The 26,486-nt window shown below is 66.9% G+C and carries 24 protein-coding genes; 14 read left to right on the forward strand and 10 right to left on the reverse strand.

Annotation, left to right across the window (positions count from 1 at the left end; genetic code table 11):
• Positions 1-10: 10 nt before the first annotated feature.
• Positions 11-523, forward strand: coding sequence for a murein hydrolase activator EnvC family protein (locus tag ACSQ9A_RS17725; RefSeq protein ID WP_436304599.1), 513 nt, complete (start codon positions 11-13; stop codon positions 521-523).
• Here ACSQ9A_RS17725 and ACSQ9A_RS17730 read toward each other — a convergent pair.
• Positions 520-2,142 (reverse strand): phospholipase D family protein, encoded by a 1,623-nt coding sequence (locus ACSQ9A_RS17730; protein WP_436304600.1) that lies wholly within the window; start codon positions 2,140-2,142, stop codon positions 520-522. The two genes, ACSQ9A_RS17725 and ACSQ9A_RS17730, sit on opposite strands and share 4 nt — an antisense overlap.
• The gene (locus ACSQ9A_RS17735; RefSeq protein ID WP_436304601.1) at positions 2,132-2,569 is read right to left on the reverse strand and encodes a DUF1810 domain-containing protein; all 438 of its coding nucleotides are present in this window, start codon (positions 2,567-2,569) and stop codon (positions 2,132-2,134) included. The genes ACSQ9A_RS17730 and ACSQ9A_RS17735 overlap by 11 nt, the downstream gene beginning before the upstream one ends.
• 120 nt (positions 2,570-2,689) lie before the next feature.
• Here ACSQ9A_RS17735 and ACSQ9A_RS17740 point away from each other — a divergent pair, with 120 nt between their 5' ends.
• The gene (locus ACSQ9A_RS17740) at positions 2,690-2,959 is read left to right on the forward strand and encodes a hypothetical protein (protein WP_436304602.1); all 270 of its coding nucleotides are present in this window, start codon (positions 2,690-2,692) and stop codon (positions 2,957-2,959) included.
• Here the strand turns inward: ACSQ9A_RS17740 and ACSQ9A_RS17745 are convergent.
• On the reverse strand, positions 2,934-3,494 hold the full coding sequence (locus tag ACSQ9A_RS17745; RefSeq protein WP_244504133.1) for an NADPH-dependent FMN reductase: 561 nt from the start codon (positions 3,492-3,494) through the stop codon (positions 2,934-2,936). The genes ACSQ9A_RS17740 and ACSQ9A_RS17745 overlap by 26 nt on opposite strands.
• 52 nt (positions 3,495-3,546) lie before the next feature.
• Positions 3,547-4,416, reverse strand: a complete 870-nt coding sequence (locus ACSQ9A_RS17750) for an intradiol ring-cleavage dioxygenase (protein ID WP_093111973.1) — start codon at positions 4,414-4,416, stop codon at positions 3,547-3,549.
• Positions 4,417-4,542: 126 nt separating this feature from the next.
• On the opposite strand from ACSQ9A_RS17750, the gene ACSQ9A_RS17755 reads away from it, so the two are divergent.
• Positions 4,543-5,607 carry a maleylacetate reductase gene (locus ACSQ9A_RS17755; RefSeq protein ID WP_436304603.1) on the forward strand — a complete coding sequence of 355 codons (1,065 nt, stop codon included), beginning with the start codon at positions 4,543-4,545 and terminating at the stop codon, positions 5,605-5,607.
• On the opposite strand, the gene ACSQ9A_RS17760 is transcribed toward ACSQ9A_RS17755, so the two are convergent.
• Positions 5,604-6,518 (reverse strand): LysR family transcriptional regulator, encoded by a 915-nt coding sequence (locus tag ACSQ9A_RS17760; RefSeq protein WP_093112268.1) that lies wholly within the window; start codon positions 6,516-6,518, stop codon positions 5,604-5,606. The genes ACSQ9A_RS17755 and ACSQ9A_RS17760 overlap by 4 nt on opposite strands.
• A gap of 118 nt (positions 6,519-6,636) precedes the next feature.
• Here ACSQ9A_RS17760 and ACSQ9A_RS17765 point away from each other — a divergent pair, with 118 nt between their 5' ends.
• The 8 genes from ACSQ9A_RS17765 to ACSQ9A_RS17800 all read left to right on the forward strand — a co-directional run bounded on the left by ACSQ9A_RS17765 (position 6,637) and on the right by ACSQ9A_RS17800 (position 15,383).
• Complete coding sequence (locus ACSQ9A_RS17765; protein ID WP_436304604.1) at positions 6,637-7,599, forward strand: AraC family transcriptional regulator N-terminal domain-containing protein; 963 nt, start codon at positions 6,637-6,639, stop codon at positions 7,597-7,599.
• Positions 7,600-7,766: 167 nt separating this feature from the next.
• Positions 7,767-8,630: a DUF2272 domain-containing protein gene (locus ACSQ9A_RS17770; RefSeq protein WP_436304605.1), complete on the forward strand. Its 864-nt coding sequence runs from the start codon at positions 7,767-7,769 to the stop codon at positions 8,628-8,630.
• 118 nt (positions 8,631-8,748) lie between these two features.
• Entirely contained in the window at positions 8,749-9,720 is a 972-nt protein-coding gene (locus ACSQ9A_RS17775) for a Bug family tripartite tricarboxylate transporter substrate binding protein (RefSeq protein ID WP_436304606.1), read from the forward strand.
• Between the two features lie 18 nt (positions 9,721-9,738).
• Positions 9,739-10,854, forward strand: a complete 1,116-nt coding sequence (locus tag ACSQ9A_RS17780; protein WP_436304607.1) for a DSD1 family PLP-dependent enzyme — start codon at positions 9,739-9,741, stop codon at positions 10,852-10,854.
• Positions 10,855-10,877: 23 nt separating this feature from the next.
• Positions 10,878-12,332 (forward strand): N-acyl-D-amino-acid deacylase family protein, encoded by a 1,455-nt coding sequence (locus ACSQ9A_RS17785; protein ID WP_436304608.1) that lies wholly within the window; start codon positions 10,878-10,880, stop codon positions 12,330-12,332.
• 1 nt (position 12,333) lies between these two features.
• Positions 12,334-13,473, forward strand: coding sequence for a DSD1 family PLP-dependent enzyme (locus ACSQ9A_RS17790; protein WP_436304609.1), 1,140 nt, complete (start codon positions 12,334-12,336; stop codon positions 13,471-13,473).
• A 20-nt stretch (positions 13,474-13,493) separates the two neighbouring features.
• On the forward strand, positions 13,494-14,465 hold the full coding sequence (locus ACSQ9A_RS17795) for an ornithine cyclodeaminase family protein (RefSeq protein WP_436304610.1): 972 nt from the start codon (positions 13,494-13,496) through the stop codon (positions 14,463-14,465).
• Between the two features lie 9 nt (positions 14,466-14,474).
• Complete coding sequence (locus ACSQ9A_RS17800; protein WP_436304611.1) at positions 14,475-15,383, forward strand: LysR family transcriptional regulator; 909 nt, start codon at positions 14,475-14,477, stop codon at positions 15,381-15,383.
• A gap of 89 nt (positions 15,384-15,472) precedes the next feature.
• On the opposite strand, the gene ACSQ9A_RS17805 is transcribed toward ACSQ9A_RS17800, so the two are convergent.
• Both ACSQ9A_RS17805 and ACSQ9A_RS17810 read right to left on the reverse strand, forming a co-directional pair.
• Complete coding sequence (locus ACSQ9A_RS17805) at positions 15,473-17,305, reverse strand: histidine kinase (RefSeq protein ID WP_436304612.1); 1,833 nt, start codon at positions 17,303-17,305, stop codon at positions 15,473-15,475.
• On the reverse strand, positions 17,302-18,003 hold the full coding sequence (locus tag ACSQ9A_RS17810) for a response regulator (RefSeq protein ID WP_436304613.1): 702 nt from the start codon (positions 18,001-18,003) through the stop codon (positions 17,302-17,304). Before ACSQ9A_RS17810 ends, ACSQ9A_RS17805 begins: the two co-directional genes overlap by 4 nt.
• Positions 18,004-18,155: 152 nt before the next feature.
• Between ACSQ9A_RS17810 and ACSQ9A_RS17815 the strand changes: the two genes are divergently transcribed.
• Together ACSQ9A_RS17815 and ACSQ9A_RS17820 are read left to right on the forward strand one after the other, a co-directional pair.
• Complete coding sequence (locus ACSQ9A_RS17815; RefSeq protein WP_436304614.1) at positions 18,156-20,267, forward strand: carboxypeptidase regulatory-like domain-containing protein; 2,112 nt, start codon at positions 18,156-18,158, stop codon at positions 20,265-20,267.
• A gap of 104 nt (positions 20,268-20,371) precedes the next feature.
• Positions 20,372-21,433 carry an alpha/beta hydrolase gene (locus ACSQ9A_RS17820; protein WP_170855809.1) on the forward strand — a complete coding sequence of 354 codons (1,062 nt, stop codon included), beginning with the start codon at positions 20,372-20,374 and terminating at the stop codon, positions 21,431-21,433.
• Here the strand turns inward: ACSQ9A_RS17820 and ygiD are convergent.
• Positions 21,430-22,335, reverse strand: a complete 906-nt coding sequence (gene ygiD, locus ACSQ9A_RS17825) for a 4,5-DOPA dioxygenase extradiol (protein WP_436306318.1) — start codon at positions 22,333-22,335, stop codon at positions 21,430-21,432. The two genes, ACSQ9A_RS17820 and ygiD, sit on opposite strands and share 4 nt — an antisense overlap.
• Positions 22,336-22,553: 218 nt before the next feature.
• Between ygiD and ACSQ9A_RS17830 the strand changes: the two genes are divergently transcribed.
• Positions 22,554-23,498, forward strand: coding sequence for a GAF domain-containing protein (locus ACSQ9A_RS17830; protein WP_093112220.1), 945 nt, complete (start codon positions 22,554-22,556; stop codon positions 23,496-23,498).
• 384 nt (positions 23,499-23,882) lie between these two features.
• Here ACSQ9A_RS17830 and ACSQ9A_RS17835 read toward each other — a convergent pair whose 3' ends face one another.
• The gene (locus ACSQ9A_RS17835) at positions 23,883-24,245 is read right to left on the reverse strand and encodes a hypothetical protein (protein WP_436304615.1); all 363 of its coding nucleotides are present in this window, start codon (positions 24,243-24,245) and stop codon (positions 23,883-23,885) included.
• Positions 24,246-24,659: 414 nt separating this feature from the next.
• Positions 24,660-25,652 (reverse strand): hypothetical protein, encoded by a 993-nt coding sequence (locus tag ACSQ9A_RS17840; RefSeq protein WP_436304616.1) that lies wholly within the window; start codon positions 25,650-25,652, stop codon positions 24,660-24,662.
• Between the last annotated feature and the right edge of the window lie 834 nt (positions 25,653-26,486).

Below are 26,486 nucleotides of genomic sequence, written 5' to 3' on the forward strand. Positions count from 1 at the left end.
AAAAAAAGCCATGCCATCCAAGACCCTCGCTCTCCGCACCGGCCTCGTCGCTCTTGCAGTCGCCGGCCTCGCCGCCTGCTCGACGACACCGCTGCCTACGCCGCGCGCCGGCCAGCCCAACGTTCCCAGCAATCCGGCCCCACAAGCCCAGGCCGCCTTCATCCGACCGGCGGCGGGCCCGACGCTCTCGCGCTTCGACGGCAAGCGCAACAAGGGCCTGGACATCGCCGGCAGCATGGGCGATGCGGTGCTCGCCTCCGCCGACGGCCGCGTCGTCTACGTCGGCAGCGAACTGCGCGGCTACGGCAACATGGTGATCGTGAAACACAACGAAACCTACCTCACCGCCTACGCGCACGCTCAGAACATCCTGGTAAAGGAAAAGGACGTGGTGCGCCAGGGCCAGAGAATCGCCGAGATGGGCATGAGCGGCGCCGACCGCGTGAAGCTGCATTTCGAGATCCGCAAGCAGGGCGTGGCGGTCGATCCCGAGCCCTACCTCAGCGGACGCTTGATGCCCTAGAGCAAGCTCTCCGGCACCAGCGGTGCGAAAAACTCCAGCTTCAGGCGCGAGCCGAAGTCGGTTTCGGGCTCCTCGTGGAAGACGAGATCGGGGCCACCGTCTTCCGACGGACTCACCCATTCGATCTTGCCGCTGTCCCCCATCCGGACGCGGTAGGCCGCGTCCATGGTGATGAAGCCGATCAGGCTGGTGAGCTGCGCCGCAATCTGCGGGCTGTAGATGAACAGGCCGAGTTCGGTGTTGTGCAGATCGGAGCGCGGATCGAAATTCAGCGAGCCGAGGAACACCGCCTTGCCGTCGACCACCGCCGACTTGCCGTGCAGGCGCCCGGCGGCCGAGCCGAAGACGCCGAAGCGCTTGGTCTGCTCGACCCGCTTGGGGCTCAGTTCGTAGAGTTGCACGCCGACCTTGACCAGTTCGGGCCGGTAGCGGCGGTAGCCCAGGTGCACCAGCGATTCGTCGGTGGCCGCGAGCGAGTTGGTCACGAGCGTGAAGCGCACGCCGCGCTCGCGCAACAGGCGCACCGACTCCATGCCGCCGCGCCCCGGGATCAGGTAGGGCGTGGTGATCAGCGCCTCGCGCTCGGCCGAGCGAACCAGGCGGCGCACGTTGTACAGCACGCCCTCGGGCGCATCGGCCGTCACGCGCGGCCGGTCCTCGCGCGGGCCCAGTGCCTTGTGCGGCGCGTCGGCGTAGGCCTCGGCCCGCGCCCAGATCAGCGAGAGCTCGCCCTCCTCGAAATCCTCGCCCAGCGCCCGATAGCCCAGCAAGTCGCGCTCGATCGGTGCCGAGGGCATCCAGATGGCGGCGTCCCAGGTCATCTCCTCGAAGCGCTCGCGCAGTTGCCGCAGCGAGCCGCCGACGGCCGCCAGCGACTGGACGGGGTACACGTAAGGGCTGTTCCAGTAGACGTCGAACAGCGAGGAGAGCCTCGGGACCACCGCGCCCGTCACCAGCGTATCGATGTCGATGAAGTTCGATCCGGCGTCACGCAGGAAGTATTCGTTGGCGATGTTGCGCCCGCCGACCACCGCCATCGCGTTGTCGGCGACGAAGAGCTTGTTGTGCATGCGGCGATGGATACGGTCGATGTCGAACAGCGAGGCCGCAAGCCGCGTGACGAGGCGGTCGCGTCCTGCCGGGAAGGGATTGAACAGGCGCACCTCCACGTTCGCATGGGCGCCCAGGCCGGCCAGCAGCTCGTCGGCGCCGGCGGTGTAGAGGTCGTCGATGAGGACACGCACGCGCACGCCGCGCTCGGCCGCGTCGCGCAGGGTGCGCAGCAGGTAGCGGCCGGTCTCGTCGTTCTGCACCAGGTAGTACTGGATGTCGATGCTGCGTTGCGCGCGGCGCGCGAGTTCGAGGCGTGCATGCATCGAATACGCCGGCATCGGCAACAACCGGAAGCCGCTCAGTTGCGCGTCGGGCGCGCCCTTGGCGGCCATGCGCGCGAGCGCCGTGTGCGCCGTATCGGCCAGGGCGAAGGACGGCGGACGCTCGACGATCGCCGGAAGGCCGGCACAGCCCGTGACGAGAAGCGCGAGCACGATCGAAACGAGCCACGCGCCCACCCTGCCCCAGCCGCCCTGCGCCCGCCGCATCGAAGGATCAGCCGCCATGGCCGCTCTCGATCAGGGACAAGGTCCCCTGATCGGACCGGCCATCGAAGTACTTGTGCAGGCAGTCGAGGAACACCGCCTGCGACGGGTCGGCCTGGAGAAACAGCGTCATCGACGACCAGAACTTGAGATCGTCCGGCGCGCCGAAGATCTCGCCAATCGTGCGCCCCTGCACGGCCAGCACCAGCGCGCTGCATTCGCGCAGGCGCGGCCCGAGCAGCGCGTGCGCGAGGTAGGCGTGCGCTTCGTCCAGCGATGCGATCGCGTAGTGGCGCGCCATCTCGCTGCGGCCGAGGCCCGCCAATTGCGGAAAGACGAACCACATCCAGTGGCTGCGCTTTTTGCCGTCGCGCAGCTCGTCCCGGACGCGGTCGATCACGGCGTCCTGGGCATCGACGAAACGCTGCAAATTGAAGGGATCGTTCATGGGCAACAGGGAGCTCTCTGTAGGCGCTTTCTTTCTCCAGGTGGCGAAGTATGCCGCGCGGTTTTGCAATCGCAACGGCATGAAATCCATGCACACGAAAAAGAGAGCCCAGAGACTTTCATGAACTGCGAAGCAATCCATTGCACCGAGACGAAAACCGTCCGGTTCGCCATCTATCCCGACGGCCTCGACGGCCCCCGCATCATTGCCCACATCTCCGAAACCGCATTGCGCGGCCTGTCTCCAACCCTCGATGGCGACCTGACGGAAACCTGCGAGAACTACTTCGACTGCATCGAGGCCAAGGCCCTGGAGCGCTACCGCGCCGCGCCCTCCGCGCCCATCGTGCTGGACGCGACCGACGTCAGCTCATGCGCTTTACTGCACTGATCCACTTGTCGAAGGCGCGCATCTGGTCGCCGACGAACTTGCGGGTCGTCTCGTCGGTGCACTGGCCTGCCGCGTCGAACTTGGCGCCCGCGCCGCCGATGAACACCTCGGGCTTCGCCAGCACCATGGCATTCATGAACAGCATCACGCGGCGCAGGTCGTACTGAACGCGCGCGCCGCCGACCGGGCCGGGCGAGGCCGAAAGAATGGCCACCGGCTTGTGCGCGAAGGGCTGGTCCTCGCCGCGGCTCACCCAGTCGAGCACGTTCTTGAACACGCCCGGTATCGAGAAGTTGTATTCGGGCGTGGCGATGAGCACGCCGTCGGCGCGGCGGATGCGTTCGCGCAGCGCCAGCACGGCCGGCGGAAGGCCCCTGGCCAGTACGTCGCCGTCGAAGGGCGGTATTTCGCGCCATTCGATGGCGTCCATGCGCATGCTGTCCGGCATCAGCGATGCGGCCAGGTTCAGCGCCATCCGGTTGACCGAGTCGGCGCGCAGGCTGCCGCAGAGGCCGACGATATCCAATGTGCTCACGATGATTTTTCCTGCTGGTTGTGGAAGCTGGATTTGAACAGCGAAGCCGTCTTCATGCAGCCGCTACGGGATTCAGGATGAAATCGAAGTCGAGGGTGTAGTACGGCACCTCGCTGATCCCGCCGTCGGGCGTGGTGCCGGGCGGATGCTCCAGCCAGTCGGCGATCAGCGACCGGCGCACGCCGAAGACGGCGTCGGAGTCGAGGTAGCTGTCGCCGTCGCGGAACACGTGCGTGATCAGGCGCTCGAAACCCGGCGCGGTGATCATGAAGTGCAGGTGGGCGGGCCGCCACGGATGGCGCCCCAGCGCATCGAGCATGCGGCCGACCGGCCCGTCGTGCGGGATCGGATAGGCCTCGGCGCGTATCGACTTGAAATGGAAGTGCCCCTCGGCATCGGCATGCAGGGTGCCGCGGGCGCGGTGGCCGTGCTCGCCGGAATACTGCACGTCGTAGAGCCCGTCGGCATCGGCTTGCCAGACCTGCAGCTGCGCATTCGGCACCGGTGCGCCGTCGAGTCCGAGGACGCGGCCGCGCACGAAGCAGGGCTCGCCCCGCGCGCCATTGGCCACGTCGGCCCCGAGCGGATACTCGGGCGAGCCTTCGACGTGGAAGGGTCCGAACACGGTGGATTCGGTGCATTCGCGCGGCTTGCGGTTGTTGAGCGCCGTCACCAGCATCGACAGCCCCAGCGTGTCCGACAGCAGGATGAACTCCTGCCGCTTGTCGTCGGTGATGTGGCCGACTTCGGTCAGAAACTTGATGCCCGCAAACCACTCGGCCTCGGTCAGCCGGATGTCGCGCGCAAAGGCATGCAGGTGCTGCACCAGGCTGGTCATCACTTCGCGCAGCCGCGGGTCGGCCGCACCCGTGTGACGTGCCAGTACGGCCTGGGTGATGGTGTCTTCATCGAGGTTGCGCACGCGGGTCTCCTTGAACGTTCGGGCCGGACTATGGCATTGCCGCGCCACGCAAGGAAGGAGCTTGGCGGAAAACTGTTTTGCGCCGGCACGCCGCCTCCCGCGGGGCGTTCGGCCTACCATCCCCGCATGAAACCCTTGGCCTTCGTCTACACCAGCCAGCCGCAGCGCGTGGTCTTCGGCGCCGGCAGCCTCGCCCACCTGGCGCGCGAGATCGACGCGCTGGGCGCGCGCCGCGCGCTGGTGCTGTGCACGCCCGAGCAGCGCGCCCAGGCCGAGCGCGTGGCCGAGCTGCTGGGCGCGCAGGCCGCCGGCATCTTCGACCGCGCCGCGATGCACGTGCCGATCGAGACCGCGCGCGAGGCTCGCGAGATCGCGCGTGAGCTCGATGCCGACTGCGCCGCGGCCATCGGCGGCGGCTCCACCACCGGCCTGGGCAAGGCCATTGCATTGGATTCGGGTCTGCCCATCCTGGCGATTCCCACCACCTACGCGGGCAGCGAGATGACGCCGATCTACGGCCTGACCGAAGCGGGCCTCAAGAAGACCGGCAAGGATCCCCGTGTGCTGCCGCGCACCGTGATCTACGACCCCGAGCTCTCGCGCAGCCTGCCCGTGGGTTTGAGCGTCACCAGCGGCATCAATGCGATCGCGCATGCGGCCGAGGGCTTGTATGCGCAGGACAGCAACCCGGTGATGGACCTGATGGCCGAGGAAGGCATTGCCGCGATCGCGCGTGCGCTGCCCGCGATCCGGCGCCAGCCCGAGGACATCGAGGCGCGCTCCGATGCGCTCTACGGCGCGTGGCTGTGCGGCAGCGTGCTGGGCAATGTCGGCATGGCGCTGCACCACAAGCTGTGCCACACGCTGGGCGGCAGCTTCAACCTGCCGCATGCCGAGGTGCACACGGTGGTACTGCCGCATGCGATCGCCTACAACGCGGCCGCGGCGCCGCGGGCGATTGAGCGCATTGCGCGAGCGCTGGGCCGAAAGAACGCGGCGCAAGGGCTCTTCGAGCTGGCGCGCGACAACGGCGCGCCGGTCGCGCTCAAGGACATCGGAATGAAGCACAGCGACCTCGACCGCGCGGCGGACATCGCGGCGGCCAACCCGTACTGGAATCCGCGCCCGGTCGAGCGCGAGGCGATCCGCGCGCTGCTGCAGCGCGCCTTCGACGGCGAGCCGCCGGCCTAGCTGGTCCACTTGCGCTGGTAGTCCATGCGCTCGAAGTGCTCGACCAGGAAGTCGATGAAGGTGCGCACCTTCGCCGACATGTGGCGCCGGCTCTGGAAGGCGATGTTGATGCGCAGGCGCGGCAAGTCCCACTCGTCGAGCACCGGCACCAGGCGGCCGGCCACGATGTCGTCATAGAGGATGTACTTGGGCTGCACCAGGATGCCGAGCCCGTCGAGCGCCGCCGCGCGCAGCACCTGGCCGTCGTTCGCCTCGAGCAGGCCCTTGACCTTGATCACGCGCCGCTCGCTGCCGCGGCGGAAGGCCAGCTCGTCGGGGTTGTGGCTGTAGGTGTAGATCAGCAGGTCGTGCGCGGCCAGCTCGTCCACGCTCTGCGGCGTGCCGCGCCGATCGAGGTAGCCCGGCGAGGCGGCGAGGATGCGCCGCGTCTCGGCCAGGCTGCGGATGGTGATGTTGGAGTCGTTCTCGTACTCGCGCGTGCGGATCGCGACGTCGATGTTGTTGTCGATCAGGTCGTAGTAGCGGTTGGCCGCGACCACCTGGACCGCGACCTTGGGATAGCGCTCGGTGTAGGCGCGCAGCAGCGGCGCGATGTGGTGCATGCAGAAGGACAGCGATGCGCTGATGCGCAGCGTGCCCATCGGATCGAGCGCCTGGGCATTGACCGCCGAATCGGCATCGCGCAGATCGGCCAGGATGGTCTTGCAGCGGTGGTAGTAGCTCTCGCCCGCCTCGGTCAGCGAGAGGCGGCGTGTGTTGCGCTGCACGAGCCGCACGCCCAGCCGCGCTTCCAGCGAGGCCAGGTGCCGGCTGGCGGCGGCGTTCGACAGGCCCACGGCCTCGGCAGCGCGCGACAGGCTGCCCTGCTCCGCGGTTTGTACGAACAACTCGATCTCGGTCCAGCGATCCATGCGGCATCTTAGTTGCGTGGCAACGGCCTCCCGGACTTGCAGGATCGCCGCGAGTTCTTGCCCGATCGTCCAAACCCTGCCGGCCGCGCGAGACAAACGCAGCAGGCTTGCCTAAGCTATGGACATGACCACCGTCTCCACTGCCGCCACCGCACGCGAACGTCCGGACCAGCAACTGCAACTGGTCCTCCGGCGCGCCGAACTCGCCGCGCTGATCGAGCGCTTTGCCGTCGCGGAGGGCACCAACCCCACCGCCGTTCCCGGCCTGGCGGTGTTCCGATCCACGCGCGTCGGGGAACCGCTTCATGGCGCCTACGAACCCGCCTTCTGCCTCATTGCGCAGGGGAGCAAGCGCGTCATGCTCGGCGACGAGCTGTTCGTCTACGACTCGTCCAGCCATCTCGTGGTGTCGCAGAACCTCCCGGTGACCGGACAGGTCATCGATGCGACCCCCGAAGCGCCCTACCTGGCCCTGCGCCTCGACATCGATCCGGCGGAGATCGCGACGATGATGCTGGAGGCGGACCACCTCAAGTCGCCGAAGGCAGCGGCGCGAGGCATCTTCACCGGCGAGACCTCCATCGAACTCCTCGACGCGGTGGTGCGCCTGATCCGCCTGCTCGACACGCGCGAGGACGTCCCTGCCCTCGCGCCGCTGGTCATCCGGGAAATCTACTACCGCCTGCTGAAGGCCGAGAACGGCTGGCGGCTCGGACAACTGGCGGTCGCGGGCAGCCAGAGCCAACGCATCTGCCGCGCCATTGCATGGCTGCGGGAACACAGCACGGCGCCACTGAAGCTGGAGGACATGGCACGGGCCGCGCACATGAGCGTGTCGTCCCTGCACCATCATTTCAAGGCCGTGACCGCGATGAGCCCGCTGCAGTACCAGAAGCAGTTGCGCCTGCAGGAAGCGCGCCGTCTGCTCTTCAGCGACATGGCGGACGCCGCGGAGGCCGGCTACAAGGTCGGCTACGAAAGCCCGTCGCAGTTCAGCCGCGAGTACAGCCGGATGTTCGGCGCGCCGCCTGCGCGCGACGTGCGGCGCTTCAGACAGGGTGAGCTGGGCGGCAGGCTTTGAGATCCGCAAGCGTTCAACTGGTTTTTTCCATCCGCCCTGTCATGGCACTCGCGAAGGCGGCGAGGTCGCCCCATCGCTGACGCCGAGCTGCTTGTCAGCCGTTTGCGACTGGCTACGCCCGCGGCTTCGTGGTCAACTCGCCTGGTCATGGAGACAAGGAGCTTCCGATGCAGAAACTCGTCAACGTCGAAGCGATCAATGTGCGGTCCGAGGCCAGGGTCGAGCCCGACACGCTGATCGGCCCCATCTTCCTCGGGCAGGCCGTCGATGACCTGGAAGACGGACCGGAGGGCTGGCATCACGTCCGCACCGCCGTCGATGGGAAATCGACCGAGGGCTTCGTCAAGGCTGCATTGCCGATCACCAAATTCGACTGGCAGCCGCCCGAGCAGCCCACCTTGCGCGACCCGGCCTCTCCGGCGCGGGAGGCGCTCGTTGCCGCGGCCGTCGAGCAATGGCTGCGCTTCGACAGAGGCGCCGGCAAGGAAGCGAAGGAGCCCTTCAGCGGCTTCATCGGCGAGATGTGGAAAGCGTTCGGCAAGCCGTTCACAGGCAAGACCGCCACGCAGCCCTGGTCGGCGGTGGCGATCTCGCTGATGGTGAGGACGGCGGCCAGGGAGTTCGACGAGTACAAGTCCTTCCAGCAGTCGATCGGCCATGCCGCGTACATGTGGGATGCGATCAAGAAGAACGCGAGCGGCGACCTGGCAGCGCCCTTCTGGGGGGTGCGGCTCGACAAGGCAAAACCCCAGGCGGGCGACATCATCGGAAGCTGGCGCGAGAAGCCGGCGAGCTACGACGACTACCTCAATGCCTCGAACAATCCCGAGTTGCCGAGCCATTGCGACATCGTCGTGGCCGTCGGGCCGGAGGTCGCATGGGCGATCGGCGGGAACGTGCAGAACTCGGTGTTCGCAACGGGCTATCAGCTGAGCTCGGATGGCACGCTGCTGAGCAATCCAAGGATCACCGCGGACGGCAAGCTCGTCGGCGAGGCGATCGTCCTCCTGGACAACAGGGTCAGCTCGTAAGAAAAATTGAAGGATAGATGTAGTTTCAGGTAGTTTATTTTTTGAATACGCAAACCTAGACTTGCCTCCAGGCCGTGCTTTCCGGCTTATCGATTCCACACTGCCGGAGGTCCGTGCCATGCGTCTGCGTTCTCTGCTGCCCTCTCTTGTTCTTGCCGCGCTGGCGGCCATCTCGATGCCGGCCCTGGCGGCCTATCCTGACAAGCCGATCCGCCTGATCGTGCCGTCGGCTCCCGGCGGTGCACCCGACGCGCTGATGCGCGCACTGGCCACGCAGTTGTCGCAGCAGATGGGCGTGCCCATCGTGGTCGACAACAAGCCCGGTGGCTCCTACACGATCGGCACCATGGACCTGGTCCGCTCTCCGGCCGACGGCTACACGCTGGCCTACGGCAACGTCGTCTCGCTGGCCACCAACCGCTCGCTGCTGAGCAATGTGCCGTACGACGTGGAGAAGGACCTGACGCTGGTCGCCAACACGCTGCGCCTGTCCAATCTGATGATCGTCAACAACGAGCTGCCGGTCAAAAGCGTGCCCGAGCTGATCGCCTATGCGAAGAAGAACCCGGGCAAGCTGGCTTTTGCATCCGACGGCAACGGCACCACCGCCCATCTGGGAGTGGAACTCTTCAAGTCCATGACCGGCACCCACATGCTGCATGTGCCCTACAAGGCCGGGACGGCAGGCCTCACCGACCTGATCGGCGGCGGCGTTCAGCTCATGATGATCAACACGCCGGTGTCCGGTCCGCCGGCCCAGGCCGGCCGCGTGAGAGCGCTGGGAATCTCGTCCGCCCAGCGCTCGCCCACCTACCCGGACATTCCCACCATTGCCGAATCCGGTGTGCCGGGCTTCGAGGTTGCGGCCTGGGGCGGCATCGTTGGGCCGGCTCGTATGCCCAAGGACATCGTGACCCGCCTCAATGCCGAAATCCGTACCGCGCTGGCCAACCCGGCGGTGCGCGAGCGCTTCAAGATGCTGGGTGCCGAGACCGACCCCAGCACGCCGGAGCAGTTTCTCGAACTCTCGCGCCGCGAGACGGTCAAGTGGGCCAAGATCATCAAGGACTCGGGCGCGAAGATCGACTGACGGTCGGGCTGATACACCATGACCCCCTGGAAAGCTGCAAGGCCCGGCGATCAGCTCAGCGCCATCGACACGCCCGCGCTGGTGCTCGACCTCGATGCATTCGAGCGCAACCTCGCGCGCATGGCCGAGGCGCTGCGCGGCACGAACGTGCGTCTTCGTGCCCACGCCAAGTGCCACAAGACCCCCAAGATCGCACTGCGCCAAATGGCTTTGGGCGCCGCCGGCATCTGCTGCCAGAAGGTCAGCGAGGCGGCGGTGTTCGTGGAGGCCGGCATCGAGGATGTGCTGGTCACCAACCAGGTGATGGGCGACACCAAGTTGCGTCATCTGGCAGCCTTGGCGCGCAAGGCGCGCGTGGGCGTGCTCGTTGATCATCCGCAACAGGTGCAGGCGTTGGCCACCGTTGCGCAGGCGCACGGCGTGGCGCTCGATGTCTATGTCGAGGTCAATGTAGGCGCGAACCGCTGCGGCGTCGCCCCCGGCGACGAGGCCGTGCGGCTGGCGCGGCAGATCGTTGCCGGCACGCCGCTGCGTTTCATGGGCCTGCACTGCTACCACGGCCCGGCCCAGCACATGCGCGCGCCGCAGGAGCGGGCCGCGGCCATCGCCGGCGCCGTGGAGGCCGCGCGCACCACCCGCGCGGCCATCGAGGCCTGCGGCATTGCCGTCGAGTGTGTAACGGGCGCGGGTACCGGCAGCTTCCTGCACGAACGCGATTCCGGCGTCTTCAACGAGATCCAGGCCGGCTCCTATGTCTTCATGGATCGCGACTATGGCGACAACCAGCGCGGCGAGAACGACGTCGCTTTCGAGCATGCGCTGTTCGTGCGCACCACGGTCATGAGCCGCGCGACGCCCGAGCGCGCCGTGGTCGACGCCGGCCTGAAGGCATCCAGCGTGGACTCGGGCCTGCCGACCGTGTGGCAGCGTGCCGACCTGCGCTATGTGAAAGCCTCGGATGAGCATGGCGTGCTGGCCACCCCCAACGGAGCCGCGCTTTCGCTGGGTGACCCGCTGATGCTGGTGCCCGGCCACTGCGACCCGACCGTCAATCTCTATGACGAACTGATCTGCGTGCGCGGCGAGCGGGTCGAAGCCCTCTGGCCGATCGCTGCGCGCGGCGCATTGCTGTGACCCTTTTCAACTCGAGATATCCGATGCAGGAAAAATTCGACCTTCTGATCCGCAACGCCAGCGTCGTCGACGGCACCGGCGCGCCCCGCTTCGCCGGCGACATCGGCATTCGCGGCGACCGCATCGCGCGCATCGGCGATCTGTCGGCGATGCACGGCGACGTCGAGATCGACCAGGGCGGCCGCATCGCGGCGCCAGGCTTCATCGATGCGCACACGCACGACGATCGCCTCATGCTCTCCAACCCCGACATGGCGCCCAAGGTCAGCCAGGGCATCACTACCGTGATCGCGGGCAATTGCGGCATCTCGCTGGCGCCGATGCCGGGCGGAATCACGCAGCCGGTCACGCCGCCATTGAATCTGCTCGACGAGGAAGGCGGCTGGTTCGCCTTCCCCACCTTCGCGTCGTACATCGAGGCACTGCGCGCCAAGCCCGCGGCGACCAACTGCGCGCTGCTGGTGGGCCACACCACCTTGCGCGTCGCGACGCTGGACGACCTGGGCCTGCCTGCCACCGAAGAACAAATCGCCAGCATGCGCGCGCTGGTACAGGAAGCGCTGGAAGCCGGCGCCATCGGCGTCTCCACCGGCTTGTTCTATGAGCCCGCGGTCGCCGCGCCGACCGAGGAAGTGATCGAGACCTGCCGCCCGCTCAAGGACTTCGACGGCGTGTACTGCACGCACATGCGCAACGAAGCAGACCAGGTGATCGACTCGCTCGAAGAAACCTTCCGCGTCGGCCGCGAGGTCGGCGTGCAGGTGGTGATCTCGCACATGAAGGTGGTCGGGCCCGCGAACCATGGCCGTTCGCAGGAGGCGCTGTCCTTCATCGAGAAGAACATGGCCACCCAGCCGATCTGCCTGGACTGCTACCCGTACACGGCCGGCTCCACCATCCTCTCGGCCGACCGCGCAGCGACCTCGTCGCGCGTGATCGTGAGCTGGTCGAAGCCCATGCCCGAACATGCGGGCCAGGACCTCGACGTCATTGCGAAGAAGCTGGGCGTCAGCGAGGAAGAAGCGATCCGCCGGCTCAGCCCCGCCGGCGGCATCTACTTCCGGCTCGACGAGAGCGACGTGCAGCGCATCCTGAAGTTCGACAAGACCATGATCGGCTCCGACGGCCTGCCGCACGACGCCTCGCCGCATCCGCGTCTGTGGGGCAGCTTCCCGCGCGTGCTGGGCCACTACGGCCGGCTGCTCGGGCTGTTCCCGCTGGAGACGGCCGTCTACAAGATGACCGGGCTCACGGCGAAGAACTTCGGCCTCAAGGACCGCGGCGTGCTGAAGGAAGGCGCGTACGCCGACCTGACCCTGTTCGACGCCGACAGCGTGGACGAAGCCGCGACCTACGAAACGCCGATCGCCCCGGCGCGCGGCATCGACGCGGTGATCGTCAATGGCGCGATGGTCTGGCAAGACGGCCGCCCGACCGGCGCGCGCCCCGGGCGCGTGCTGGCGCGGGAGGCCCACTGAAATGACGAATCAATTTCTCGAACAACTGGAGACGCCCGCGCTGCTGCTCGACGAGGCGCGCATGGACCGCAACATCGAGCGCATGCGCCGCCAGGCGCGCCGCCTCGGCGTCTCGTTCCGTCCCCACGTCAAGACCAACAAGTCGATCGAGGTGACGCGCCGGATCATGGAATCGCCGCAAGGGCCGATCACGGTTTCGACGCTGCGCGAGGCCGACTACTTCGCGGCGCACGGCGTCACGGACATCCTCTACGCCGTCTGCATAGCGCCGAACAAGCTCGACCATGTGATGAGGCTCCAGGACCAGGGCGTGCGGCTCACGCTGATCCTGGACAGCATCGAGGCGGCACGCATGCTCGCCGGGCGCGCGAAGGCGGCCCAGCGGCATTTCGACGTGCTGATCGAGATCGACTCGGACGGCCACCGCTCGGGCGTGAATCCCGATAGCGGCGATCTTCTCGAGATCGCGCAATTCCTCGAAGGCGCCGGCATTCCGGTGCAGGGCATCCTCACGCACGCCGGAAGCTCCTACGACTGCACATCCACCGAGGCGATCTGCGCAATGGCCGAGCAGGAGCGTGCGGCGGCCGTGCACGCGGCGCAGCGCCTGCGCGCGGCGGGCATCGCATGCCCCGTGGTCAGCGTCGGCTCGACACCGACCGCGCTCTTCGCCGAGCAGCTGGAAGGCGTCACCGAAGTGCGCGCCGGCGTGTTCGTGTTCTTCGATCTCGTGATGGCCGGCCTGAACGTCTGCCGGGTGGACGACATTGCCCTGTCGGTGCTGGCCACGGTGATCGGCCACCAGCGCGAAAAAGGCTGGACGATCCTCGACGCCGGATGGATGGCGATGTCGCGCGACCGCGGCACAGCCAGGCAGCCGGTCGACCAGGGCTACGGGCTGGTCTGCGACCTCGACGGGCGGCCGCTGGACGACCTCATCCTCGTGGGCGCCAACCAGGAGCACGGGATCATGGCGCACCGCTCCGGCAAGATCGAGGGCGCGCTGCATCTGCCGGTCGGCGCGCAGGTACGCATCGTGCCCAACCACGCCTGCCCCACTGCGGCGCAGTACGAGCACTACAAGGTGCTCGGCGCCGGCCACGAGATCACTGCAACCTGGCAGCGCTTCAGCGGCTGGTGAAGCGCAAACAGGAAGACACGATGTTGATCATCTCGGAGCAGGAAGCCCGCGCGCTGGTGAGCGTCGAGGACGCCATTGCGGCGGTCGAACAATGCTTCGCCGCCATGGCAGCCCAGGCGGCGCGCAACTACCCGGTGGTTCGCGAGGGCGTGGGCTACCAGGACGCCGTCTTCGGCGTCAAGGCCGGCTGCGACGCCAGCGCACCCATTCTCGGCCTCAAGGCGGGCGGGTACTGGCCGCACAACATGGGCAAGGGCCTGAGCAACCATCAGTCTTCGACCTTGCTCTTCGACGCGGACACCGGCCGCGCTTGCGCACTCGTCAGCGCGAACTACCTGACCGGCGTGCGCACCGGCGCGGCCAGCGCCATCGCGACCAAGCACCTGTCGCGTCCCGACAGCAGCGTGCTCGGCATCATCGGCGCGGGCGCGCAGTCGCAATACCAGCTGCGCGCGACACTGGCCGTGCGTGCCATCCGCCGGGTCCATGCGTGGAATCGCTCGGCCGAGAACCTGACAGCCTTCGGCCGCATCGTGGAGCAACTCGGCCTGGAGTTCGTCCCGGAAAGCGGCGCCCAGGCCGTGGCCGCCCACGCCGACATCCTGATCACCGTGACGCCCTCGCAGAAGGCCCTGGTCGAGAAATCCTGGGTGCGCCCCGGCACCCACATCAACGCGATGGGCGCCGACACCCGGGGCAAGCAGGAGCTGGATCCGGCGCTGGTGGCGACGGCGGCCCTGTTCGTCGACGAGACCGCACAGGCCATCAGCATCGGCGAATGCCAGCATGCCTACGACGCGGGCCTGATCACGGATCGGAGCTTCCGCGGCAGCATAGGCGCGGTCATCGAAGGCCTGTGCGACGGCCGCCGCACGGCCGACGAGATCACGCTCTTCGACGGAACGGGCGTGGCGCTGCAGGATCTGGCCGTGGCCGATCTCGCCGTGCGCGCGGCCGCGAAGCGGGGACTCGGCAGCAGCGTGGACTATTAGTATCGAAGGATGTCGCACGACATCACCGACCTGCGCTTCTTCGTCGCCATCACCGAAAGCGGCTCCCTCGCGGAGGCCGCGCGGCGCATGGACGTGACGGCCTCGTCCGTCTCGCAGCGGCTGCGGCAACTCGAAAGCCGCCTGGGCTTGCACCTGGTCCATCGCAGCACGCGCCGCTTCAGCCTCACCGACGAGGGCGAGCTCTTCCACGCGGGGGCCGTGAGCCTGCTCGCCGAACTGGATGGCCTGATCGACAACCTGCGCGCCCGTTCGGGCGAGGTCGCGGGGACGCTGAACGTGTGCGGCCCCTTGGGCTTCGGCCGGCATCACCTGGCAGCCGCCATCGCCGACTTTCATACGCGGCACCCGGGGCTGAAGGTTTCCCTGACGCTCAGCGACGTGGTGTCGGCGGCCGACGCGAACCGCTTCGACCTGATCGTGCACATCGGCAACCTCGCGAATTCGAGCATGGTCGCCTACCCCATCGCGCCCAATGCGCGCTTCGTCTGCGCCGCGCCCGACTACCTCGCCCGCCGCCCTGCGCCGCGCACGCCGCAGGAGTTGGCCGGGCACGACTGCATCGCGCTGCGCGAAAACCAGGAAGACGTGACGCTGTGGCACTTCAAGAAGAAGCGCAGCGAAGTCGCGGTGCGGGTGGCGGCGACCCTGAGCAGCAACGACGGCGACGTCGTGCGACAGTGGGCGCTGAAGGGCAAGGGCCTGATCATGCGCTCGGAATGGGACATCGCCGAGAGCCTGGCCTCTGGGCATCTGGTTCGGGTACTGGAGGACTGGAGCCTGCCGGCCGCCGACGTGGTGGCGCTGGTGGCGCAGCGCCTTGGCATGTCCGCCAGGGTGAAGCTGTTCCTGTCGTTCCTGCAGCAGCGCTTCAAGCCGGTGCCGCCATGGCGCAGCTAAGGTCCCAACGCCGTACGCTGCGGAGCGCTTCAGCAAAGCATCAACGCTCCATCAAAGTTCCCTCCGGCTTTGACCACTCCCGCTGCTAGTCACGCCATTTCGAGCTGAACGACCGTGCGACCCGGTCGGCTTTCGAGCACGAGCCGGACTCCCATCGCCTGGGCGCGCTCGCGCAGCGACCGCGGCGCGCGCGAGGCGTCGTAGCCGCGGCCGTCGTCGATCACGCTGAGCCGGACCGCCGTGCCCACCATCGCTGCCTCGATGCGCAGCACCGTGGCCTGCGCATGCTGCAGCACGTTGGAGATCGCCTCGAACAGCAGGAACTGCAGGTGGCGCATGGCCTGGGCGTCGAGGCGCTCGACCGGCACCAGTTCGTCGACCGCCCACTCCAGGGCGATGCCCGAGGCGTCGAAGCGCGGCGCCAGGCGGTAGCGCAGGGCCGCCAGCAGCGCGCCCACGTCGCCGTCGGGCAGGTGAATCGAATCGATGGTGAGCTTGAGTTGGTCCAGGGAATCGCGCAGCGTGCGCAGCAGCTCCGGCTGGCTGCCCTCCCCCGCCTGCAGCTGGCGAATGGCCGCGCTGATGTGCGAGCCGACGCCGTCGTGCATGTCGCGCAGGATGCGTTCGCGCTCGTGCGTGCGGGCCTGCTCGCGCGCCGCCTGCTCGAGCCGGCCATAGGTGCTGGCCAGTTCTTGCTCGCGCTGTGCCACTCGGGCGGCGAGCGTGCCCAGCAGCTCGCGCGCCTGGCCGCTGGCCTCGCGGAAGCGCAGCAGCACGATGTAGAGCAGTGCCAGGCCGAACACCACCGAGACGTAGCGGTTCCAGGTGATGACGCCGAAGCTGTCGCTGAGGCGAATCATCACCCAGTCGCGCACGCCCACCGCCACGTTGAGCATGCCGGCGCCCGCCACCAGCCAGCGGGCGGTGGTCGGATGGCGCAGCGTGGCCACGAAATAGAAGCAGGCGTAAAGCGCCGAACTCAAACTCGCGAAGCCGAGCCAGGCGGTGAGGAACACAGGCTGGTGCTGCGCGAACGACAGCCAGGAAGCCAGCACCCCACTGGCGAACAACGCCGCCGTCGCGACCTGCATCCATCGCATCGAGCGGTGCGCACGCCACCCCGCAACGTGGTGGCAGAACAGCAGCACGCCGCAGATCCAGCCCGCGTAGGACGCCGTCAGCACCACGCCCCACAGCGGCCAGGCCAGCGGCGGCTCTTGGATCACCGCGTCGCCCACGCGCAGCGTCCAGCACAGCTCGGCCACGCCGGCCCAGAAGTAGACGCTGTCGCGGTGCAGCCGGCCGTCGGGCGCGAGCTGGCGCTGCGTCGCCCAGCAGGTGAACGCGATGAAGGCGACCAGGAGGCTGAACATGCCCAGCAGCAGCGAGCCGGTCACCCGCCACGCGTAGGCGTGGGAAAAAACGTTGTCGCGCATCTCATGGGAAGGCCCGAGGCGGATGGTCGACAGGCCGCCGCGCCGCCCCCCGTCGGCCCGGATGTGCACCCGCAGCAGGTTCTCTTTCTGCAGCATCGCCGGCGGTACCGCCACGTAGCGCGGCGCCTTGGCGTAGTCGTCGCGGTTCGGCGTTGCGACGTCGCCGAAGCGCGCCAGCAACTTGTCGTTGAGCCAGATCTCGGCCGCATTGCCCACGACCGGGAAGAACAGGCCGTAGGGCTCGGAGGGCGCTTCGGCGAAGTCGAACGGAATCTCGAAGCTCGCGTGCCCGGGCACGTTGCGGTGCACGCGGTCCCAGTGATAGGGCAGCATCGTGTCGCGCCAACCCGGTGGTTCGTCGGGCTGCATCACATTGACGCGCGCCTGGCGCAGTTCGAGCACTTCGGCCCGCGCGCCGGGCGCCGCCGCCCAGGCGGCCAGCGCCAGCAGCAGCAGCGCCATCAGCCGGCGCGCAGTGCCGGTCATGGCAAGAGGCCGAGCCGCGTCGCCTCGAACACCGCCTCGTTCTTGGAGTGCACCGCCAGCTTGCCGTAGAGGTTCTTGATGTGCGTTTGTACCGTGTGCACGCTCAGCGTCTTGAGTCGCGCGATCTCGGCGTAGGAAAAGCCGCGCGCGATCAGCGCCAGCACCTCCTGCTCGCGCACCGAGAGCAGCGACGGTGCTTCCGGAGCCACCGCAGGTGCGGGCCCGCGCTCGAGCCGCAAGCTGCGGTACTTGGCGAGCACGCGACGCGCGATCATCGGCGAGATCGGCGAGGCGCCCGCCTTCATCTCCAGGATGGTGTGGGCGATGTCCTCGGGCGCGGCATCTTTATGGATGTAGCCCACGGCTCCGGCCTCGATGCTGGCGAGCACGTTGTCCTCGTCGCCGAACACGGAAATCACCAGCGGCTCGCATTCCGGAAAACGCGCCACCGCAGCGCGAATCACATCCAGCCCGCTGCCGTCGGGCAGGCCCAGATCGGCCAGCAGCACGTCGGGAATCTCGTCGGCGTCGGCCAGCCAGGCCAGCGCTTCGCGCACCGTGCCCAGGCCGTCCAGCCAGCGCAGCTGGGGGCTGCGCCGCACGCTGGCCTCGAAGAACGCGCGCGCATTGCGATCGTCCTCGACCACCAGCACGTTCCAACGGCTCGGCGTCTCCGCCTCGGATCCCTCTGTTTGCATGGCGGTGAGCATAAAGCCACAGAACCCGCCGCAGGCCGCCCTCGCCTCACTCGTTCATGGGATGCGCTCTCGCCGACCCTGCCTCGACACTCGCGTCGCTTCTTTTCATGCAACCACCTGTCAACAACCCAAAACCACGAGGAGTTCTTTTCATGACATCCATTTCCCCCAAGATCCGTGCCGGCTGGGCCGCGGCACTGGTGCTCTCGCTGGCCGCCTGCGGAGGCGGCGGAGGAGGCGGAGGTGGATTCCCGACCGCCGCCGGCAGTACGGGCAGCACCGACACCGGCGGCACCACGACGGCCGCCAAGCTCAGCGGCGTGGCCGCCACCGGCGCGGCGTTCAGCGGCGCCACGATCACCGTGGTCGACCAGACCGGCAGCACGGTCTGCACGACCCAGACCGACAGCGCCGGCGCCTACGCCTGCACCTTGCCGGCCACCACCAAGGCACCGCTGGTCATCAAGGCCGTGCGCGATGACCAGGCCTTCTACAGCACCACGGCCAGCGCGGCCGGCGGCACCGCCAACGTGACGCCGCTGACCACCATCATCGTGGCCGAGCTCTCACCCGACGGCAATCCGGCCAGCCTGGCCGGCGCGATCCAGACCAATCCCGGCGCCGTGACAGCCGAGACCATCAAGAAGCAGACCGACGAGCTGGTGGCGGCCATCACCCCGCTGTTGTCGGCTCTGGGCCTGGCGGCGATCGACCCGATCTCGGGCAGCTTCGCGGCCGACGGCACCGGCCAGGACAAGGTGCTCGATTCGATCTCGGTCAGCGTGCTGCCCGACGGCACCGCCGCCAACATCGAAATCACCGTCAAGGCCACGCCCGCGGACGACGGCAGCGCGCCGCTGTCCATCAGCTACAGCACCAGCAGCGCCATCACGCCCGTGCTGCCCACCGTCACGGCCAGCGCGCTGACCAACACGCCCTCGCCGGCGACGGTCGCGGACCTCTTCACGCGCCTCACGGCTTGCTATGCGCTGCCGCTGTCGCAGCGGGTCAACGCGCCGAACGACACGGCCGCCGTCACGGGCGGTCCGGCCGACGTGATCGCCCCGGCCTGCCGCACGCTGTTTGTCGGCGACGATCCGTCCACCTACTACAACAACGGCAACACCGTGGGCCGCACTGCCAGCAACCGGGGCGCATTCAACAGCCTGTTCCGGCCCGGCCCCACCGGCCTGGTGTGGGACCGCGGCAACTTCGAGTTCGTGCGCGCCAACGGCGACCTGGTGCTCAGCTACCGCTGGACCGACACGGCCGGCAACGCCGACAACGACACCATCATTGCGCGCAATGTCGGCGGCACGCTCAAGCTCGCGGGCAACGGCAACGACCACAGCGCCAGCGTGCGCCCCTTCTCGGAGCACCGCGACCTGATCAACACGCCGAACTTCAACTCCTACACCACCGGCTACAACATCAACATCGACAACAAGACCGACGGCAGCGGCAACCCGATCTTCAGCAAGGTGCTGGTGACCGCGCCTGACGGCGTGGTGCGCACCTTCGTGCCGCAGTCGGGCTTGTCGTACCTGGTGGTGATGAAGGACGACGGCGTGACGCCGAGCGGCAGCCCGATCGTTCGGCTCGCCGGCGCCTACCAGAACACGGCCACCGCCGGCAACCCGGCCGACAAGGAGCTCGGCCTCTATTTCGTGGGCACGCAGTACACCGACGCGCAAATCGCGGCGCTGCAAAACCAGAGCGTGTGGACGCTGGAGTTCTTCGACACCAGCAACGCCAGCGTCGCGACGCAGAAGTACCGCACCCTGGCCCGCGCGCAGTCGGTCGCCGAAATCCGGCAGCTCACCTTTGCGAACATCACCGCGACGATGCGTGCCGGGTTGCTCGCTGAAACCGACATCGCGACCGACGGCGCCAGCATCTACGGCGCGCCCAGCCAGAACGATCCGAACAACGTCGACTTCAGCGCCGACGGCCAGCTGGACGCCTGGACCGTGCCGCAGGGCGCGCTGGCGCCGACCTCGTTGGCCGTGTACGGTCGTGCGCCCTTCGGCAGCACCACTGCCGGCCAGCCGGGCGCGCGCTTCAACGACAGCACCGGCGTAGCGAGTTCGGCGCGCAAGGCGATGGTGTTCTGCTCGACCCAAGGCAGCAGCGACAAGCATTGCGACAACACCTTCGGCCAGCAGTACGCCGAGGGCACATCGATCAACACCGTCGAACTCTGGGCCCGCAACGCGCGCCAGGTGGAGATCAGCAAGAAGATCGGGTTCTACAAGCTCCAGTAGCAAGCCGCGGCGGCTTCGCAATCCAGCCCCGCTTGCGGGGCTGTTTTTCTTTGAACGCACCTGCGAGCAGGTGCAGAATGCGCCCCAAAACAACTGGAGGACCCATGCTGATCTTCACGAATCGCTTGTTGACCACTGGCACGGACGAAGCTGTTTTTAGCACCAGCTTCATCGAGCAGTCGGATCGCCTCGGGTTGGCTACGGTCAAGAAGACCAGCAAAGGCTGGAGCGTCTCCGGCGTGGACAACGATGTCGACAACCAGGACTCCATGGGCGCCCTTCGGCCATTGTTCGAGGGAAGTCGCCCCGTTCTGGTCTATCTCCATGGCAACAACAACACGCCAGCCAAGTGCTTCGCGCGATGCGCAACGCTGGAGGCAATGTACAACGTCGAAGTCGTCGGCTTTTCCTGGCCGTCGGAGGGCTACCTCTCCAACGGCGACAAGCTCCCGGAGGTCGAGCCCGACACAGAAGACGGCGATGAGGACGACCTTTCCGGCGTGGCCGTCGGCAAGCAGAAGCCGTCACGGATCAAGTCGAAGATCCTGCGGTACCAGAGGGCCAAGACCAACGCCATCAATTCCGGGGAAGCTCTCGCGCGATTCTTCCGCATGGTCGCCGCAGCCAGGCTGTTCATCAATCGTCAGCCGTTCACCATCGCTGCACACAGCCTCGGCGCGCACTTCCTTCAGTACTCGCTCGACGTCGCGGGCGCCACGGAATCCGTGGCGGCCGCGCAGAACGTCGCACTCTTGGCGCCTTGCGTTCGCTCGAGCGGGCATCGCGACTGGCTTGCGAACGTGCGGCCCAAGGGGCAGGTCTTTGTCACCTTCAACAAGAACGACACCGTGTTGGCCGGAGCCTTCATTGCCGACAAGAGTCAGTTCAAGCTCGGCGCCGCTCCAGGGAGCGAACTGCTTCGAGCTCCACACATGCGGTACGTCAATTTCACGAACGGCGAAGTTGGAAAGGGGGGCCATGGCTACTTCGTGAACGACGGCATGCCCAAGAAGATGAAGCTTCTGTTCGAACGGGTGTTCTCGTCTGAACGGGATCTGCAAGGGGACGAGGCCCCCAAGAAGGTGTATCTGGTCGGCTGCGACGCCGATGGCCTCACCTGCTACATGGGTGCGCCGGGAATTCCGGGGATCGCAGGGCAGCCTTAACCGAACTGCAGGCAGCGCATGCTCAAGGTCCCCGACTGGAACCCTTCATAGATGGTCTGCGCGCGCTCGTTGGCGCTGGCAGCGCCCAGCGCGTACAGAAAGGGGTAGTAGTGGTCGGGCGTGGCGACGGCGATGGACGCGCCTTCCAGTTTCCCGTAATTGAGGAGGGCCTGGTCGTCGCGGCCCAGGAGGGCCGCCTTGACTGCATCGTCGAACGACTGCGCCCAGGGCCGGCTTGCCCTGAGGCCATCGGGCGTGCCGCGGTCGGTCGCGCGCAGGTTGTGCACGACGTTGCCGCTTCCCAGCACCAAGACGCCCTTGTCGCGGAGGGCGGCCAGGTCGCGACCCACCGCATAGTGGAAGGCCGCCGGCTTGTCATAGTCGATGGACATCTGGAAGACCGGCACGTCAGCCTTCGGGTACAGGTATTTCAGGACGGTCCAGCTGCCGTGGTCGAGGCCCCACTCCTGCGTGGGGATGACCTTGGCCTGCTTCACGAGGCTCGGCGCCTCCTGGGCAATGGCCGGATGGCCCGGCGCCGGGTACTCGATGTCAAAGAGCGCTTGAGGAAAACCGCCGAAGTCGTGAATCGTCTTTGGCTTCTCCTGGATGCCAACGCCCGTCGCCCCCGAACTGAGCCAGTGCGCGGAGATGCTCAGGATCGCGGTCGGTCGCGGCAGCGCCCTGCCCCAGTCGATCAGGCGGCGGGTGAACGCGTTCTCGCGGATGGCGTTCATGGGACTGCCATGGCCAATGAAGATGACCGGCATGCGGCTCGAGGGTTTGCCGGCCTTGGCGGCCGCGGCGTGAGCGTACGACGACAGGGAGGCGAGCGCGGCCGTGGCGCCGAGCGCCGTGGTGTTCAGAAGGAAGCCGCGGCGGCGCAGGTCAGCAGAAAACATGATTTCAAGTGAGTGGCTCGGTGCACGGCTTGGAGGCTCGCCGAACAATCTGCGTGCGTGGACCCAAGGTCTTCGCAACGCAGTCGTTCGTGCCTTGCCGCCGCCGGATCATAGCGACGGATGCATGGATTCGGCCTCGACAGTCGTGGTGCGAAGACCCGCCACCCGGTAGCCATGGCTTGCAACTTGCTTTGGATTGTTCGTATGCAGGTCGCAGCATGACTTCAACATTCATCAAGGCCGCAGAAGTCTGGTTGCCGAGCGACGACGGCTCCCTGCTCGAGTTCGGAAGCGGCGCATTCGGTGCCGCCAGGCGATTCGCGGCCATCAGCCGGGAGATGTGCTTCGGCCCAGGGGAAGGTTTGCCGGGTCGCGCCTGGGACGAAGGCAGACCGATCCTTCTGCGTCAGTTCGAAGGCTCGAACTTCCGCCGCATTTCGGCCGCCCGCGACGCCGGCCTGGACTGCGCCATCGCGCTGCCGCTTTTTGTGCATGACCGCCTCACTTCGGTGCTCGTGATCTTCTGCGGACACGAGGCCGCCGCAGCCAGCTGTTTGGAACTCTGGCATCACGACGCACGCATCACCAGCGACATGAGACTTGTCGATGGTGCGTTTGGCGCGAACGCTCAAGCCTTCGAATCAGCCTCGCTCGAGACCTACCTGCCGCGCGGCGTGGGCCTGCCGGGGCTGGCCTGGCAACGCGGCGAAGCAGTGTTCATGGAAAACCTGCCTACCACCGGACGGTTCCTGCGCGCGCATGAGGCGGCCGATGCAGGCCTTCTGCGGGGTCTGGCAATCCCAGTTGGTTCGCGGCTCGATGACAGCCATGTCGTGACCTTCCTTGCCGGTGCGACGTTGCCGCTGGCGCGCCGCATCGAGCGCTGGGTTCCCGCTGCGCCAGGCGGCTTGCTGCAGCGCGTCTACGCCTTCAGTGAACTCCATGGTGGTGCCTCGCTGATCGAAGCGACGCTGCCCTTGTCAGCGCCGATGGGATCGATCGCCAGGGCCTGGCTCAGCGGGGTGCCGGCGATCAATGACTGGCCGGCTTCCGAACCAGGCGCTCCCGCTGCTGCCGCGACGGCGATCGGGTCCTGGGCGCTGTTGGCAATACCTGTGGTGTGGGAGAGCGAAGTGGTCGAGGTGGTGGCGCTGTACCTCTAACTGCCCGCCGCGGCCCCGAAAATTGAGACAGCCGCCGGCACCGAGGATGCCGCCCGATTCGGTCGGGCGCCGAAGCCACCTCTACCAGCACCAGCGCCGGACGACTGTCAGTCGGAAGCATGACGCATCAGTACTACGCCGGGATCAAGTGACGGCTGTCGGTTTTCAACTTAGCATGAACTTTTTGCAGCTTTTGGTTTGAACTCCTCCTGCCCCCAAGAGATGGTCGGCGGAGGAGGGCCACGCCGATCGCTGCTGCTGCGCTCCGCGGCGCGCCGCCCCCGCAGCAGGGCCCGCCATATACGTGCGAAAGGTCTTCTTCTTGTCTGTCTGCTTGGTACCGGCGCACCAGTCCTTGAATAAGGCCATGCCACCTCCCCCTTCTCACTTCACCGCCTGTGCCGGCAGTTCAATTTCATAAGCTTGGGCGATCCGTCCGACCAGTTCGGCGATGGTGACAGCGCCGAGTTGCAGCGCCTTCGGATCGATGGTGGTGTCGGCGGCCACCGCGGTCAGGAACCGCGCCATGTCCTCCCCGACCTTCCGGTCGAGCGCAATGCGTGTGGCGGGCGCCAGCAGTTGCGAGAGGCGCAGCACATCGTTGAGGTGCTTGCGCACATCCTTGGCGTCCACCTTGGCACCCTGGTCCTTGCGCGCGCTCAGTTCCAGCCACGCGATGGCCTTGAGGGGAATCAGGCGGTCCTCGCCGACCCATGGCAGGCCATCTTCTTCGCGACGGCCCGCCATGATGAGCGCAGTAGACCTCGTCCAACAGGATGGCGGACAGGCTGGAGACGGCTTCGTCCAGGGGTATCGGAGTGAGTTGGCTGCCCTCCGCCAGCTGCAGTCCGTCGGGCGCTCTCGCAAAGAGCTCGACCATTGCCGGGAATCGTTCGTCGCCGGGCTTCTGAAAGCGGTAGAAGATCGGCTTGCCCGTGTCGCTGGCTTGGCGGATTTCGTAGCGGCCCGCGTCGACGAATTTCCAGAAGGCCTCCCCGAAGGCCGGCGTCAGCGCTTCCACATGTAGGACGATGTCGAGGTCCTTGGTGGCGCGAAATGCCAGCCCGGCGCCTTCCATCGTCAAGGTGGCGGCCGTGCCGCCAATCAGAACGTACTGGTCGGCGTAGGCCGCGAACCATTCCTTGAAAACGTCTAGCCCTCTCACCATGGTAGGTGTCCTTTCAGTTCGTCCAGCGCAAGCTGGATCCGGTCATCGGTGTTGTCCTGCAGGCTGAGCGTCAGGGAAAGCGGGTCTACCGTGGCGGCGTTCGGCAGCAACGCCGGGCTGTAGCTCCACAACTGCCATTCCTGCGCGCCGGCGACGGGTTCAGGCAGCTCCCGAATGCCTGCCTCCGTGGTTGCCTTCCAATCGGAGCCCGTCATCGCATACACCGGCCATTGGGGCTCGGCCAGCATCGAGTACCGTGCGAGCGCGCTCAACCCGGCCAAACGGCCATGCACGTTGGCAAGGACGCTTTCGGGGGCAACCCACACCGTTTGCCTGACGGGTGTTCGCAGTACAGGTTTCGCCCGCTCCCAGACCTGCTCTGGAGGGCCTCCCATGCGCAGCAGGCGCACGCGGCCCACAGCGTGCACGCTCGCGAGCCCGGCCGCGGTCAGCTCCTTCACCACGCGCGACAGCGTCATGGGCGTGTAGCCCAAGGCTATTGCCACCTTGGAAGGTTGCCACTCGGGTTCCCACGGCCGGCGCAGCAGCGCCGTGATCAACATGGCTTGTGCAGACGGGCTCAGCGCTTCCGCAGCCGGAGCGCGCTGGCGAAAGTATTCACGCAGGTCGAGACCGAGGTCCGGCAGGTAAAGCTGATTGCCCGGAACGATGAACGGCACCTTGTAGTCGATCAGGCGCCTCCGTTCGTGGGAAGCGAGGGCATCGGTGACGTAGACCGCCGGCTGGCCAGCGAGCGCCCTGACCTTGGTCAGCCAGGTTCGGACCTCGCTGAGGGAATACTTGCGCCCAGCGCGTCCCACTGCCAGCACAATAGGCTGCCCCAGCAGTTCCAGCTCACTGAACTGAAACGCGTCCCGCAGGAAATACGGCAGTTCGTCGGCGCGCGCCCACGGCTTGACGCCGGGCGCGGCAATGCCCAAGACCTCATGGAGGTAGTGTCGAACGGCGGTTGTGAGGGCCGGCACGGCTGATTCCTATGTAACATCGGTTCCGCACGATAACACAGGCACTGTTATCGTGCGAATTTGTGTTACTCAAGGTTGAGCCGGCTCTCCCCTGGATCGGCCCCCAAAGCCTGTGCGTCCCTCAGCACGCCCCTCCACGCCCGCACGCGCCCACTGTTCGACGTTGGAACGGGCCAATCAGCCATCTCCGTCTCGCGCGGCGCCATCGAATCGCCCTGGAGCGCAAATCCCCGCTCCCCACGACTGGGCGACAATGGAGGCAAGGATCCATGCCCCAAACATTCCCACGCCGATAGACATCATTCGCCCAGTCCCCCAATGAAAAAGGGCGTCCGGTGGATGAAACCGGACGCCCTTGGACGTTTTGTTGGCTGTGAAAGGATCCATATTTCGACCTGCAGCCCGCGCCACTACTGCCAATCAACGTCTTGGTTGTAGAAATTGCCCCCATAGCTGCCCCCACGATGTTCTGGTGCAACACCGCCTCGTTACCGCACGAGAAATGACCGTTCAAACGCATCGGGACTCTCGGCGCGGTAGTGTGACATTGCCTCTGCCTGCACGAACTCATGGACGTGCGCCTTTCGCACAGGCCCTCACCCGATTGATTCCAAGAACGCGCGCCCTCGCGCATGACGCTCGGCTCGGATCGAATGCGGGGACGTGCGACCGGGCAATCGACGGGTCGATCAGGCGTTCCGCCGGTCAAATCGGAGGCCTTGCTGTATCGCGGATGGCCACTCGCCCGTGCGCGTCTCCGCGCCTCGTCTCACTCAGTGTCGCACGGCACCATGCGTGCCGCGAGGTCGCTAGAACGGAGCGTCTCTGGTCGTG

Origin of the sequence: Variovorax sp. LjRoot290, assembly GCF_964253985.1 — a bacterium.
GTDB lineage: Bacteria > Pseudomonadota > Gammaproteobacteria > Burkholderiales > Burkholderiaceae_C > Variovorax.

Coding starts and splice junctions, on each gene's coding strand:
- ACSQ9A_RS17785 (WP_436304608.1), top strand. CDS start 10,878: ATGCAGGAAAAATTCGACCTTCTGATCCGCAACGCCAGCGTCGTCGAC.
- ACSQ9A_RS17775 (WP_436304606.1), top strand. CDS start 8,749: ATGCGTCTGCGTTCTCTGCTGCCCTCTCTTGTTCTTGCCGCGCTGGCG.
- ACSQ9A_RS17795 (WP_436304610.1), top strand. CDS start 13,494: ATGTTGATCATCTCGGAGCAGGAAGCCCGCGCGCTGGTGAGCGTCGAG.
- ygiD (WP_436306318.1), bottom strand. CDS start 22,335: ATGTTTTCTGCTGACCTGCGCCGCCGCGGCTTCCTTCTGAACACCACG.
- ACSQ9A_RS17820 (WP_170855809.1), top strand. CDS start 20,372: ATGCTGATCTTCACGAATCGCTTGTTGACCACTGGCACGGACGAAGCT.
- ACSQ9A_RS17830 (WP_093112220.1), top strand. CDS start 22,554: ATGACTTCAACATTCATCAAGGCCGCAGAAGTCTGGTTGCCGAGCGAC.
- ACSQ9A_RS17755 (WP_436304603.1), top strand. CDS start 4,543: ATGAAACCCTTGGCCTTCGTCTACACCAGCCAGCCGCAGCGCGTGGTC.
- ACSQ9A_RS17800 (WP_436304611.1), top strand. CDS start 14,475: ATGTCGCACGACATCACCGACCTGCGCTTCTTCGTCGCCATCACCGAA.
- ACSQ9A_RS17740 (WP_436304602.1), top strand. CDS start 2,690: ATGAACTGCGAAGCAATCCATTGCACCGAGACGAAAACCGTCCGGTTC.
- ACSQ9A_RS17735 (WP_436304601.1), bottom strand. CDS start 2,569: ATGAACGATCCCTTCAATTTGCAGCGTTTCGTCGATGCCCAGGACGCC.
- ACSQ9A_RS17780 (WP_436304607.1), top strand. CDS start 9,739: ATGACCCCCTGGAAAGCTGCAAGGCCCGGCGATCAGCTCAGCGCCATC.
- ACSQ9A_RS17765 (WP_436304604.1), top strand. CDS start 6,637: ATGGACATGACCACCGTCTCCACTGCCGCCACCGCACGCGAACGTCCG.
- ACSQ9A_RS17760 (WP_093112268.1), bottom strand. CDS start 6,518: ATGGATCGCTGGACCGAGATCGAGTTGTTCGTACAAACCGCGGAGCAG.
- ACSQ9A_RS17805 (WP_436304612.1), bottom strand. CDS start 17,305: ATGACCGGCACTGCGCGCCGGCTGATGGCGCTGCTGCTGCTGGCGCTG.
- ACSQ9A_RS17835 (WP_436304615.1), bottom strand. CDS start 24,245: ATGGCGGGCCGTCGCGAAGAAGATGGCCTGCCATGGGTCGGCGAGGAC.
- ACSQ9A_RS17770 (WP_436304605.1), top strand. CDS start 7,767: ATGCAGAAACTCGTCAACGTCGAAGCGATCAATGTGCGGTCCGAGGCC.
- ACSQ9A_RS17790 (WP_436304609.1), top strand. CDS start 12,334: ATGACGAATCAATTTCTCGAACAACTGGAGACGCCCGCGCTGCTGCTC.
- ACSQ9A_RS17815 (WP_436304614.1), top strand. CDS start 18,156: ATGACATCCATTTCCCCCAAGATCCGTGCCGGCTGGGCCGCGGCACTG.
- ACSQ9A_RS17810 (WP_436304613.1), bottom strand. CDS start 18,003: ATGCAAACAGAGGGATCCGAGGCGGAGACGCCGAGCCGTTGGAACGTG.
- ACSQ9A_RS17730 (WP_436304600.1), bottom strand. CDS start 2,142: ATGGCGGCTGATCCTTCGATGCGGCGGGCGCAGGGCGGCTGGGGCAGG.
- ACSQ9A_RS17725 (WP_436304599.1), top strand. CDS start 11: ATGCCATCCAAGACCCTCGCTCTCCGCACCGGCCTCGTCGCTCTTGCA.